Annotated in this window: 12 protein-coding genes; 2 read left to right on the top strand and 10 right to left on the bottom strand. The window is 57.1% G+C overall.

The genetic code is table 11. The features are described from left to right. Positions 1 to 31: 31 nt before the first annotated feature. The 5 genes from murB to ftsW are packed head-to-tail and all read right to left on the bottom strand — an operon-like array spanning position 32 to position 4893. Positions 32 to 949, bottom strand: a complete 918-nt coding sequence (gene murB / locus ABJH13_RS14035; protein ID WP_348406844.1) for a UDP-N-acetylmuramate dehydrogenase — start codon at positions 947 to 949, stop codon at positions 32 to 34. An 8-nt stretch (positions 950 to 957) separates the two neighbouring features. Beyond that, a complete protein-coding gene (locus ABJH13_RS14030) occupies positions 958 to 1206 on the bottom strand; it encodes a DUF2484 family protein (protein WP_348406843.1) in 249 nt (82 codons plus the stop codon). After that, positions 1203 to 2627 carry a UDP-N-acetylmuramate--L-alanine ligase gene (murC, locus tag ABJH13_RS14025; protein ID WP_348406842.1) on the bottom strand — a complete coding sequence of 475 codons (1425 nt, stop codon included), beginning with the start codon at positions 2625 to 2627 and terminating at the stop codon, positions 1203 to 1205. The genes ABJH13_RS14030 and murC overlap by 4 nt, the downstream gene beginning before the upstream one ends. Then, positions 2624 to 3727, bottom strand: a complete 1104-nt coding sequence (locus ABJH13_RS14020; protein WP_348406841.1) for a UDP-N-acetylglucosamine--N-acetylmuramyl-(pentapeptide) pyrophosphoryl-undecaprenol N-acetylglucosamine transferase — start codon at positions 3725 to 3727, stop codon at positions 2624 to 2626. Before ABJH13_RS14020 ends, murC begins: the two co-directional genes overlap by 4 nt. Continuing rightward, positions 3724 to 4893, bottom strand: a complete 1170-nt coding sequence (ftsW, locus tag ABJH13_RS14015) for a putative lipid II flippase FtsW (protein WP_348406840.1) — start codon at positions 4891 to 4893, stop codon at positions 3724 to 3726. The genes ABJH13_RS14020 and ftsW overlap by 4 nt, the downstream gene beginning before the upstream one ends. Before the next feature lie 134 nt (positions 4894 to 5027). Between ftsW and ABJH13_RS14010 the strand changes: the two genes are divergently transcribed. After that, positions 5028 to 6203, top strand: a complete 1176-nt coding sequence (locus ABJH13_RS14010) for an NAD(P)/FAD-dependent oxidoreductase (protein ID WP_348406839.1) — start codon at positions 5028 to 5030, stop codon at positions 6201 to 6203. 16 nt (positions 6204 to 6219) lie between these two features. Here ABJH13_RS14010 and murD read toward each other — a convergent pair whose 3' ends face one another. The 5 genes from murD to ABJH13_RS13985 form a co-directional block, all read right to left on the bottom strand. Next, positions 6220 to 7611, bottom strand: a complete 1392-nt coding sequence (gene murD, locus ABJH13_RS14005; RefSeq protein WP_348406838.1) for a UDP-N-acetylmuramoyl-L-alanine--D-glutamate ligase — start codon at positions 7609 to 7611, stop codon at positions 6220 to 6222. A 142-nt stretch (positions 7612 to 7753) separates the two neighbouring features. Next, a complete protein-coding gene (locus tag ABJH13_RS14000) occupies positions 7754 to 8428 on the bottom strand; it encodes a hypothetical protein (RefSeq protein ID WP_348406837.1) in 675 nt (224 codons plus the stop codon). A 5-nt stretch (positions 8429 to 8433) separates the two neighbouring features. Next, positions 8434 to 9147, bottom strand: coding sequence for a glycosyltransferase family 25 protein (locus tag ABJH13_RS13995; RefSeq protein WP_348406836.1), 714 nt, complete (start codon positions 9145 to 9147; stop codon positions 8434 to 8436). Further along, the gene (locus ABJH13_RS13990) at positions 9144 to 10172 is read right to left on the bottom strand and encodes a polysaccharide pyruvyl transferase family protein (RefSeq protein WP_348406835.1); all 1029 of its coding nucleotides are present in this window, start codon (positions 10170 to 10172) and stop codon (positions 9144 to 9146) included. The genes ABJH13_RS13995 and ABJH13_RS13990 overlap by 4 nt, the downstream gene beginning before the upstream one ends. Continuing rightward, entirely contained in the window at positions 10169 to 11350 is a 1182-nt protein-coding gene (locus ABJH13_RS13985) for a hypothetical protein (RefSeq protein ID WP_348406834.1), read from the bottom strand. Before ABJH13_RS13985 ends, ABJH13_RS13990 begins: the two co-directional genes overlap by 4 nt. A gap of 206 nt (positions 11351 to 11556) precedes the next feature. Here ABJH13_RS13985 and ABJH13_RS13980 point away from each other — a divergent pair, with 206 nt between their 5' ends. Continuing rightward, a complete protein-coding gene (locus ABJH13_RS13980) occupies positions 11557 to 11892 on the top strand; it encodes a hypothetical protein (protein ID WP_348406833.1) in 336 nt (111 codons plus the stop codon). The last annotated feature ends 79 nt before the right edge of the window (positions 11893 to 11971 follow it).

The raw sequence follows: 11971 nt of genomic DNA, 5'->3' as shown, positions 1-11971 counted from the left end.
GTAGTTTGACGACATCAAGGTTAAAAAACCGCTAATTCTCGCCCACACGCATGATTTCCCATTCTAGCGTGATCCCGCTTTGGGCGTAAACCTTTTTTCGCACGGTTTCACCCAATCCCTCAAGGTCGGCCGCGGTGGCGGCGCCTGTGTTGATCAGAAAATTCGGATGTTTTTCGCTCATCTGGGCATCACCTTGGCGCGCGCCGCGCAAACCCGCATCGTCGATGACCTTCCACGCCTTAAGGTCATGCACATCATCCGCCTGCCCGGTCGATGAAAACCCCGCCGGATTGCGAAAGGTCGACCCGGCGCTGCGGTCTTTGGTGGGTTGGGTCGCATCACGTTTGGCCAATTGGTCTTGCATGCGGGCGTGCAACTGTGCGGGATCCCCCGAGGGAGCGGCAAATCGGGCCTCTGTCAGCACACACCCTTGGGGCAATGCGCTGTGCCGGTAGCCAAATTGCAGATCATCCGACGTCAATGTAATGACCTGCCCCGCCCGTGTAACCGCCTGCGCCTCAACCAAAACATCGGCCGTGTAGCTGCCGTAGCAGCCTGCGTTCATCCGGACAGCGCCGCCGATACTGCCCGGAATGGTCCGCAAAAATGTCAGGTCCCGCCCGGCATCCGCCGCTTTGCGCGCCACATGCGCATCCAACGCCGCAGCCCCCGCAACCACATGCGGGCCCTCGGTGTTGATACCGTTGAACCCACGCCCCAACCGGATAACAACCGCGCGCAGACCGCCATCCCGCACGATCAGGTTGGACCCGACCCCCATAGGAAACACCGCAACATCATCCGGCAATGCCGTCAGAAAATCGCATAAATCATCCATATCCGCAGGCTGAAACAGCCAATCCGCAGGCCCTCCAACACGCAACCACGTCAGGTCGCTTAGGGCGCGATTGGGCGTCAAACGGCCCCGAACATTGGGCATATCAGTCATGATGCAGGCTACCGTAGCGTGTTGCGTTTGATCCAGCGGCCCAGGTAAATCACCGGCCAGCGCAGCACCGACATGCCCGCCGCCATGATCAGCATGCCGATCCACGGCCCGTGCAGCCACGTCACATACCCCACAATCGGGATGCCGAACGCGATGAGGATATAGGCGTTGCGCCAATGTTGGTCTTTGCTGGGCGTCATGGCCAATACATTCGCAGCCACAGCCCAGATTGCCGCCAGTATAAGAGGTGCGCTCATGATGCCGTCTCCCGGTGGGGAGCTGCGGCGTTTAGATGGTCTGGCAAGGCGTTGGCCCATGCGCTGATCGTACCAGCACCCAAACACACGACCATGTCCCCCGGGCGCGCCTGTTCACGCACCAACCGCGCCAGGTCGTCTTCGCCCATGACGGCGCGCGCGTGCCTGTGGCCATGACGGATAAGCCCCGCCACCAGATCATCGCGGCCGGCGCCTTCAATCGGGTCTTCGCCAGCGGCGTACACATCCGCGATGCCCACCACATCGGCGTCATTGAAACAGGCGCAGAAATCGTCGAACAGACCGGCCAGCCGGGTATAGCGGTGCGGCTGATGCACGGCGATCACCCGGCCTTCGGTGGCCTGCCGCGCGGCTTTCAACACGGCTGTGATCTCGACGGGGTGGTGGCCATAGTCATCGATGATTGTCACGCCGTTTACCTCACCCACACGGGTAAAGCGCCGGTTCACCCCACCAAAGGCGGCCAACGCCTTGCGGATCTGCGCGCCCTTCATGCCCAGCTGTCGGGCCACAGCCACAGCCGACAACGCGTTGGACACGTTGTGATCCCCCGGCATCGGCAATGTGCACCCTTCGATCACGATATCTTCAGCCTGCAGCGCCACATCAAAATGCGCGACACCGCTTTTGTAGGTCAGATTGACCGCCCGCACGTCGGCCTGCGCGTTAAACCCATAGGTCACAACACGCCGGTCGCTGATTTTGCCCACCAACGCCTGCACCTCCGGGTGATCGGTGCAGCACACAGCCACCCCGTAAAACGGAATGTTCGACACAAAATCCAAGAACCCCTGCCGCAGCGTGTCAAAATCGCCCCAATGTTCCATATGTTCGGGGTCGATGTTGGTCACAATCGCGATCGTGGCAGGCAACCGGTTGAACGTGCCGTCGCTCTCGTCGGCCTCGACAACCATCCACTCGCCCTCGCCCTTGCGCGCGTTGGACCCGTAGGCGTGGATGATCCCGCCGTTGATCACCGTAGGGTCAAAGTCGCCCGCATCCAGCAAGGTGGCGACCATCGTGGTGGTGGTGGTTTTGCCATGGGTGCCCGCAATCGCAATGTTGGATTTCAGGCGCATCAATTCGGCCAGCATTTCGGCGCGGCGCACCACAGGCAGCCCTTGCGCACGGGCGGCATCCAGTTCGGCGTTGCCCGCTTTGATCGCGCTGGAAATCACCACCACCTCGGCGCTGGCGATATTTTCGGCGCGCTGCCCTTCAAAGACATGCGCCCCCAGATCTTGCAGCCGTTGGGTGATGGGCGACGCTTTCAGGTCAGACCCTTGCACCGTGTACCCATGGTTGAGCAAAACCTCTGCGATCCCAGACATGCCAATGCCGCCGATCCCGACAAAATGTATGGGCCCAACGTCGCCGGGCAATTTGGTTGCAGCGTTCATTTTTGATGCCCCTTTGCGGCCAATTGCGCGACCATATCCACCAACATATCTGTGGCGTCCGGCTTGCCGAAAACCGCAGCAGCGCGCGCCATGCGCATCGCCGCATCGGGGTTGTCGAGCACCGATAAAATCTGCTCTGCGACGGCATTCACTTCTAGACGGCTTTCGGGGATCATGATCGCCCCCCCCGCCTCAACAAGGCCACGTGCGTTGGCGGTTTGATGATCGCCCGTCGCCGCGGCAAACGGGATCAGGATAGACGGCCGCCCAATCACCGACAGATCGGCCACAGATGACGCGCCCGCGCGGCTGATCACCAGCTGGGCCTCGGTGATACGGCGCGGGACGTCTTGGAAAAACGGCTGAACATCCGCCTTGATGCCGTGTTGTGCATAAAACGCCGCGACCCGCTCTTGGTCTTCGTCGCGGGCCTGATGGCTGACGCGGATGTTTTTCAACATCTCCATGGGCAGGGCCGCAATCGCGGGTGGGATCACATCACTGAGGATGCGCGCGCCCTGCGACCCGCCGATCACCAGAACCTCCATCGGGTAGTCGCCCGGCGAGATATACCCCGCCTCCGAGCGTTCCAGCACCGCCGCGCGCACCGGGTTGCCGGTGTGGTGTCCTTCGACGCCGGCGGGCAAATCTGTGGGCCAAGTGCCGCATGCCACCGCATTCACGCGGGTCGCAAAGATCGTATTCACCCGGCCTAAAATGCCGTTTTGCTCGTGGATCATGCGCGGCAGTTTCATTAGGTATGCCGCCGCCAATGCCGGGATCGTGGGGTACCCGCCAAACCCGACAATCGCCGTGGGGCGGTCTCGTTGAAACCCCCAAAGCGCCGACAGCGTGCCCATCACAAGGCGCGGGGCGACCATCGCTTTGGCCAGTAGCCCGCCGCGCGCAAATGTGGCGCTGTTGATCTGTTCGATCTCGGTCGAATGCGGGAACCCTTTAGTATAGCGCGCGCCGCGCGCGTCCGTCGACAGTTTGACCCGCCAACCGCGCGCCAACATCGCCTCGGCCAAGGCCTGTGCAGGAAACATATGCCCGCCGGTGCCACCCGCCGCGATCAAAAGAAGAGGTTGTGTCGTCACCGGTTCCGCCCACGTGAAAGAATATCGCTAATTTCGCCCTGCGGACGCGTGCGCGTAAACGCCAGCAACATGCCCACCGCGATGCCGCTGGCGATCACCGAAGACCCGCCATAGCTGACAAACGGCAACGTCATGCCTTTGGCGGGCAACAACCGCACCGCAACGCCCATATTGATCATGGCCTGAACACCCAAGGTGCACGCCAGCCCGGTGCCCGCCAGCCGGATAAACGGATCCCGTTCCCGCAGCAGCCGCAGCAACGACCGGATCACAATCGCGCCGTATAGCGCGATAATCACCAACACCAAGACCAGCCCGTATTCTTCGGCGGCCACCGCAATAATGAAATCTGTATGGGCGTCTGGCAGGGACCATTTCACCTGGCCTTCGCCCACACCTACGCCAAAAAACCCGCCCTCTTGTATCGCGTTGGTCGCATAGCCCAACTGCGTTCGCGGATCGATTTCGGGGTTAAGAAACCCATCAATCCGCCGGGCAAAATGTTCCGAATTGGAATAGGCAATTGTGCCCCCAAAAACCGCAAGCAACGCCATGCCCACCAACAAGGTCATCGGCGCGCCTGCCACAAAATACATGACGCCCCAGGAAAACAGCACCAGACAGGCCTGACCAAAATCTGGTTGCACCACCAGCATCGCCACAATCGCAAGACATAGCGCAAAGGACCAGGTGCGCCCCGGCGGGCCGTTTAGGTCCATGGATGCGGCCATCATCCAGGCCGCGACGACCACAAAGCCGGGTTTCAAAAATTCGGATGGCTGCACGGATGCAAAGCCGAGGCCGTACCACCGCACCGCCCCTTTGCCAAAATCCGTGCCAAAAAACGGCAAGAGCGCCAGCGCCACGAAAGCCACCAAAAACCCAAGCACGGCCAAACGTCGCACCAACACCGGCGTCATCATCGACGTGATGATCATGGCGATCAAACCGACACTGCCAAATATCGCTTGGCGCTGAACATAGTGGAACGGCGCATATTCGTTTTTCGCGGCCAAGGGCGGGGATGCGGCGAGGCCCAATAAAAGCCCGACGGCAAAGAGAATAAGGATGCACGACATCGCCCATTTGTCGATTGTTCGCCACCACTTCGGGAGAATCGGCTCACCATCTGGAGCCGGCGCTGCGCCGTAGACCATTTCCGTCATCGGATCTGCCTTGAACCGTTACACTGCCTCGAAACGCCCCTTTTCGGGGTCTAATGCGCCATGATAGCGCGATTTCGCCCCCAACGCCAGCCTCAAGACTTGCCAGTTGGCGTTTTTCAGGCCAGTTGCCTGCCATGCAAGTAGACACAGCAATTATAGGTGCGGGCGCAGCCGGGATGATGTGCGCCTCATACACCAAGGGGCGGGTTTTGATTGTGGATCATGCCCGTGCACCGGGCGAGAAAATTCGCATCTCCGGGGGCGGGCGGTGTAATTTCACCAACCTTCATTGCGGGCCACAAGCGTTTTTATCGCGCAACCCACATTTCGCAAAATCAGCGCTGGCTCGATATACCCAGTGGGATTTCATTGACCTTATCGATCGCCATGGCATTCAGTGGCATGAAAAAACGCTGGGCCAACTGTTTTGCGATGTCTCGGCCAAAGACATCGTCGCTATGTTGCGCGGCTTGATGCAGCAAAATGGCGCCGAACTACATTTGCAAACTACTGCGCGTGACTTTGCAAAATCACCTGATGGCTTTGTTTTCACGATGGAAAAAGAGGGGCAAAGAACACAGGTACAAGCCAAAACACTGGTGATTGCGACCGGCGGGAAATCCATTCCGAAAATGGGGGCAACGGGGTTTGGGTACGACATAGCCGCCCAATTTGATGTGTCTGTCACACCGACACGACCGGGCCTCGTGCCTTTCACATTCGCCGATGGTAAATTCACTGATCTGGCTGGGATTGCCACCGCTGCACGCGTCACCGCGGGCCTCCAAAGCTTTGATGAAGCGTTGCTTTTCACCCATCGCGGTCTGTCGGGCCCCGCCATATTGCAAGCATCCTCCTATTGGAAAGACGGCCAGCAGATCGAAGTGAACCTGACCCCAAATACAGATCTATTTCAGGCGTTAAGAACACAGCGCGCGCACTCTGGGCGGCGTAACCTTACGACCGTGCTTGGCGCGCATCTGCCCGCGCGGTTGGTTGACCACCTGGCCAAGAACATGGCCCTGCAAGGCAACCTTGCAGATCAATCCGACAAACGTTTGCAGTCTTTATGCCAATCGTTGTCCCAATGGGCGCTTAGCCCCACCGGCACGGAAGGATACCGCACCGCAGAGGTCACCTTGGGTGGGGTCGACACCGATGCGCTCTCGGCCAAGACCATGGAGGCAAAAGCCGCCCCTGGCCTGTTTTTCATCGGAGAAGCCGTTGATGTGACAGGGTGGTTGGGGGGCTACAATTTCCAATGGGCGTGGTCATCCGGCATGGCGGCTGCACGCGCGTTATCGGGCTGACCACGCGCGACAGTGACTATAAATACGTTTGTACTTCAGCCATAAAGTCGTCTCCACGCTGCTCGAAATTGTCGTATTGGTCAAAGCTCGCCGCCGCAGGGGCCAGCAAAACGACATCGCCCGCTTGCGCATCAGCCACAGCCCGTGACACCGCTGCAGCCATCGTGGTGCAGACCTCCGCGTCGACCGATAATTGCAACGCAAACCCTGCCGCCTCGCGCCCGATGACATAAGCCTTGCGCACGGTTTTTAGGTCGCCCAACTCTGCCAAACCGCCCTCTTTTTCGAGGCCTCCGCAGATCCAGCGCACGTTGTCAAAAGCCGACAGGGCCTTGGCTGCGGCATCGACGTTGGTTGCTTTGCTGTCGTTGACGAACCGCACGCCCCTGGCTTCACCCACCAGTTGGCTGCGGTGGGGCAGCCCCGCAAAACTATGAAACGCCGCCTCAATCACCTTGGGCGCCAACCCCAAAGACCGGCACGCAGCATAGGCGGCACATGCGTTTTGGTGGTTATGCGCGCCCGGCAGGCCCGGCACCGCGCGCAGGTCAATGCTGGCCGCTTGTTTGCCCTTGCGGTACTCAGACAGGAACCCTTTGCGGGCATATACCTGCCACCTCGGCCCCGTTAGTTTTTCAGCCACAGACACCCGAATGACACGGTCATCTGCCCGCCCTTCGGCCAATTGCCCCGCCAAAAACTGTCCCTCGGGTTCATCCACACCAATGATCGCACGGTCGGGCCCGCCTTCGGCAAACAGGCGCCGTTTGGCCGCGAAATACCCCCCCATTCCGCCGTGACGGTCCAGATGATCGGGCGACAGGTTGGTAAAGACGGCAATGTCGGGCGTCAGGCTGCGCGCCAGTTCTGTTTGGTAGCTCGACAGCTCCAACACCACGACCTCGCCATCAATAGGCGGGTCCAAATCCAACACGCCCCGCCCGATATTGCCCGCCAATTGGCAGGGCCGGTGCACATCGGTCAGGATATGGTGGATCAGCGCGGATGTCGTTGATTTTCCGTTCGACCCGGTGACGGCGATCACCCGTGGGAGGATATCGAGGTTGTTCCAGTCTTCGGTCGCAAAGGATTGAAAGAAAAGCCCAATGTCATTGTCGACCGGCACACCAGCAGCGAGTGCGGCGGCCACAACGGGGTTGGGCGCTGGGTACAAATGCGGGATGCCGGGACTGACGATCAACCGGGCGATATCTTCGAAATCACGGGATGTTTTGAGCGGCTGGCAGGTGAAACCTTCGTCTTCGGCGCGGGCTTTGGCGGCGGGGTTGTCGTCCCAACAGATCGGCGTGGCGCCCCCTGCGGCCAACGCGCGCGCAGCCGACAACCCCGACCGGCCCAACCCCAAAACGGCGACCCTGTGACCTTGCAAACCTCTGACCGGAATCACGCATGCTCTCCTTTAACGTTTTGGCAACACTGCCGCCGCAACGCGGCAAGGGCAAGGTGGTTCAGGGGCTCCGCGCAAAGGGGGTAGACACTTCAGGCGTAGGGCCATGGTTTTACGCTCGCGCGAACATGCTTGGGAAATATCACGACCCTTGCGGCACGGGCAGCGAACTGTCCAAGGTTTCGCCTGTGACTGGGCGATCGGAACGGTGCAGGACAATTTGGCCCCGTTCAATTGCTTTCAAGACAAAAGCTTCCTCCAGAGACCATGCGTGCCTTTTCCACCCCGAAAAAGCAAATCCAAAAAGATCTATGGGCTTAGGGGTTTCGGCATCACTCAGTGATTTATATATCGCGAGAAACCCTGTGCTTGGAAACGGCCCCGCCCGGTTTTTCGGCTCGTATCCGAGAGCCTCGCATGCCCCTGTGTAATCTTCGCGCGACAAGACGCCAAAACTTTTGCCTGACTTTTCGGCCATATCTTTGACGATTGGCGCCCAATTTCCTAGTCGTCGTTTGATCCGGTCGCGCAAGGTCACCCGTGGGAAAAAATCGCGAATGATGCTCTCATCGTATGGCATCACAATGCGCGCGGCTTTTTGGAACGCGCCATGGGATAAGTAAACTTGGTCTCTGAAGTATTGATTTATCTGTTTGCTGCGGTTGACGATAACCAGACAAGATGTCCGGCTATCATCAACGTCAGCCAAGTTGGGCGTCAGATTAAACCGAGTGATATGCGCCGCCTCGGAAATACAACGCTTGTCCTTGTCGGACAAAGGGCCGTTTCCGACAATTGCGTGGTTTATCTGCTGCACGCGTTTCATCTTAGAACGAGGGTTGTTGCTATCACGGCCGCTCTGTAGGCGGGGCGCAGGAGTTCCCTATAAATACGCGGATAACGCGATTTCCGAGTTGCAATTGTGGACCCCCCCAAAGCGTCCGAAATTTCTTTGATCCCCGAGGGAACGACCTCCATCAGGGTTTGCTTACTAAGCCACGGCATCTGCAGGATCGTATCCACCGGGCGATCGAATACTTCTGTGACGCGCAAGAGGTGCTTTGCTGTTTCGCGCCCCACCAATTGCGTCTGCATTCCGTGGCCTGCAAATTTTGGTTTTATAATATGCGGTTGGATGGTCTCATCCGGGTCATTTTTGCAGCGTTCAAGCCGGATAAAGCAGGTCTCTGCTGCCATTTCTTCGGCTTTTGCCAATGCGCGGTCAAAAACAGACGGAACAAACGCGACATCGTCCTCTAACACCAACGCATATGGCGCGTCACCATCAGCTATGATCTGCCAACACTTGCGATGACTGAGAAAACAAGCAATTTCTGACGTACGCATGGCAAACGGGTACGGGGGCCATGACGCAAACCTCTTGTAATGAAGCCTTTGTGTCGAGGCATCGAGGGTCGTCGCATCAATGGCCTCGACCACCGACGCACGCGGCAGTTTGGTGCGCATCAGGTCGATATTCTCTTTGCGTTGCGTCGCGCTCTGCAGATGGATGATGTAGGCTTTAACGTCGGTCATACCTTAAATATCGCCTTTCCCATCGCGGCGCATACCTCTTGGTACTGTGCAGATGACACCTTCAAAAATTCCTCAATGGCCGCGTCATCCTGTGACGTAAACACACAAGCAGCGCGTAATGCTGTCTGGTCCAGATCTTCGATTGATGCCAGTTTTCTGTTTTGAATCAGCCCGACATCTTCAATTAACTTTTGGATCTTGGGGGAGTTGCTGTCCAAGTACAAAAATGGCGTATGCGTCAGGATCGCAAGCGTCACCGTGTGGTAGCGGCCAGTCACAATGAGATCACGGTTCGAGATCCAATCCACGAAATCATGTGCCGAAGCAAAGCGCACATCTTCACCAAACAGGCGCACGCGTTTTCGTGCCCGCAAGGCTTTCCGCAGTCGAGATACGCTTAAACGTGACGGCCGAGACAAATCGCGGCTGGCAATGTCGACCATAGGTCGGAAGTCCGCATTGAGCGACTTTGCCATCTGCCGAATGGCAAAGTCAGTCCGCGGGATCACGCTACCTGTAAAGCCGACATCAAGATCATCCTTCTGTCTCGCGTTGTTTTTTCTTGCTGCACTGATCGCAAAGGTCAAATCAGGACAATGCAACGCTGGGATATCATGCGCAGTACATGCCTGTTGGCTTGCTCTGTCTCGCGCCACGACAAGGTCAAATGCCCTTAAGTCTTCGTAAAACGCGGCATCATTCCCAAAAAGGGAGGCATTGATGAGGACACTGGGCACGTTAAGCGCGTCACGCGCAAAAGCCCCAAGCTTGGCCAGCGCAACGGCACGTTCATTGTGGGGCGCTCCATGCATTGTGCCTTCACCGTTGACCACGACAGCATCAATCTGACCGCGTTCAGGCATTTCGTTTGAGTGCGCGCGCCAATCCCTTCCAACGGGCCATCGAAAAACGGGGGCCAATTCCAGATCGGCAAGCAGTCTCTCGATCGCCTCCATGACAAGCGCGCACCCGTAATGGCCTTGATCCGAAGATGTGTCGTTGAATAATGCGATTCTAGGCTTCATCGTTGCGCGACAGACATGCCTGCTCCGGTTGAAATATGTGATTGTGTTTCAGCATGATACTCGTCTCTTAGCGCGATAAGAGCCTCAACCGCGTCTTCCGGCTCACACGGTTTGCCATCGGTGCCAATGTACTTTTGATATCTGAAGTATACCAAATAGAAGTACTCAAGGAGGCTTAGGTTTCGAGTTCGCCGCGCAAATTTTGACCGATCAACGGTGAAACCCCACCCGCCATAACTGGGCTGACCAAACAGATGTACTTCATTGTTCATCAATGCGGCCTCAAAACCAAGCATCGAAGAAAATACGTATACTTTGCTGGTGCGTTCCATCAAGACAAGCGGGTTAATCTTCTCGCGCACCACGCGGATCCGTCCTTCGTCTCTGTGCCGTCCAAAATAGGATTTTTCCAACCCACCGCGTTTTCCATTCAGGGAATCGGGATGAACCTTCAACACAATTTCTGCGTCAGGGTTCTCTGACAGTGCGCAATCGACCATTCTTTCAAATGATTTTCGCCCCCCCCGGCTCTTACGGATCGCCCAATCATTGCGCGCTTGTTCAACAACCAAAACGCGCGCACGCCCATCATCGGGCAACACGTTGTCCATGCTTTGGTCGTTATATTTCGTGAGCTTTTCATAAATGATCTTGTCGCGTAGTTTTGCTGCTCTCTCCAGTTCGTGAGGTAAGATTTCCAAATCAGGGTGATTGGCCATATCCTCTAACTGAGACGGAAAGGTCGGGTCATAGTGAAAGCCGTAGTTGTCGACGAAAAAGCAAATAGCTTGGTCGTATCGGGATGCGCTTCCATCCATAAGGACACTTCTCAGGAAACCGGCTTCTAACAAAAGAACCTTTTTCCACCCGCTTTTTTCCAGCGTTCCAACATTGCGCAAAAAGTCAGAGTACCCGAAACAAACTACATAATCAGTCTCCTGCTCGACGTTGGGCAGATCGAACAGGATTTCCCCTCCCAGCCCTTCCAAAAATGCTGCGCGTCCTTTCAAATCTTTAGCATCAGTCAGAACGATGAGGCGCGTAGTGTCCAAACTTGTCGGAAATTCCACGCCCATGGGAGAGGGCGAAAGGCGATTGCGCTGACGTTCTTGAAAAGCAATGGCCCGTCTTTGGGTGCTGCGGCCCAGCACAGATAGAAAAATATCCTTGATCAACATCTGCTGTATTTCTCTTCCCTGACCTTCGAACGGTTTGCTCTAGTCTAATTGATATTTTCAGCCCATGAACACAAAATTGTGTGCTCTACGCAGGACGTAACCGATTGTGTCTTGAGATGTAAGCAGCAGGGAATTTCAAACGACTCTGTTGCATTAAGTCTGCGACGTCTTGGGATGTAAGGGGCCGGATCAACCTAACATCCGCAGTGTCGAACGGATGGGCGCGGCGACGATGCGCTCAACGGTGGCGCGGGGATGACAGTCTCGAGGGTGGCACCGGTGCCGACGTCTTTGTCTTCGAGGGCGACTTGGGCCACGATACCGTACTGGATTTCAACGCCGACCAAGATGACCAACTGGTGTTTATCTTCCACAATGACGCCTTTGAAGACTGGACCGCTCAGAGCATTCTTGGTGCCTCCAGTCAGGTCGGTCAGAATGTCGTCATTGATCTTGACGCAAGCGGCGACCGTGCCACGCTTGTAGGTATCGATCTCGCAACACTGACCACCGACGACATCGACGTCTTTTCTTACGTCTAAAAATCGCGCCAGATAGCGTTGACCCACGTGACACCCCCGGCCCTTATGGATATATTTTCCCGGTGCGCGACCTTGGTGC

Source organism: Roseobacter sp. (assembly GCF_039970775.1).
Classification (GTDB): domain Bacteria; phylum Pseudomonadota; class Alphaproteobacteria; order Rhodobacterales; family Rhodobacteraceae; genus Roseobacter.
Note: the sequence above shows the minus strand (reverse complement) of the source record. Positions and strands in the feature narration are given on the sequence as shown.

What these genes read in the sequence shown, in the direction of transcription:
- murB (WP_348406844.1), bottom strand. Translation starts at nt 949, where the DNA reads ATGACTGATATGCCCAATGTTCGGGGCCGTTTGACGCCCAATCGCGCC.
- murC (WP_348406842.1), bottom strand. Translation starts at nt 2,627, where the DNA reads ATGAACGCTGCAACCAAATTGCCCGGCGACGTTGGGCCCATACATTTT.
- ABJH13_RS14010 (WP_348406839.1), top strand. Translation starts at nt 5,028, where the DNA reads ATGCAAGTAGACACAGCAATTATAGGTGCGGGCGCAGCCGGGATGATG.
- ABJH13_RS13990 (WP_348406835.1), bottom strand. Translation starts at nt 10,172, where the DNA reads ATGAAGCCTAGAATCGCATTATTCAACGACACATCTTCGGATCAAGGC.
- ABJH13_RS13995 (WP_348406836.1), bottom strand. Translation starts at nt 9,147, where the DNA reads ATGACCGACGTTAAAGCCTACATCATCCATCTGCAGAGCGCGACGCAA.
- ABJH13_RS14030 (WP_348406843.1), bottom strand. Translation starts at nt 1,206, where the DNA reads ATGAGCGCACCTCTTATACTGGCGGCAATCTGGGCTGTGGCTGCGAAT.
- ABJH13_RS13985 (WP_348406834.1), bottom strand. Translation starts at nt 11,350, where the DNA reads ATGTTGATCAAGGATATTTTTCTATCTGTGCTGGGCCGCAGCACCCAA.
- ftsW (WP_348406840.1), bottom strand. Translation starts at nt 4,893, where the DNA reads ATGACGGAAATGGTCTACGGCGCAGCGCCGGCTCCAGATGGTGAGCCG.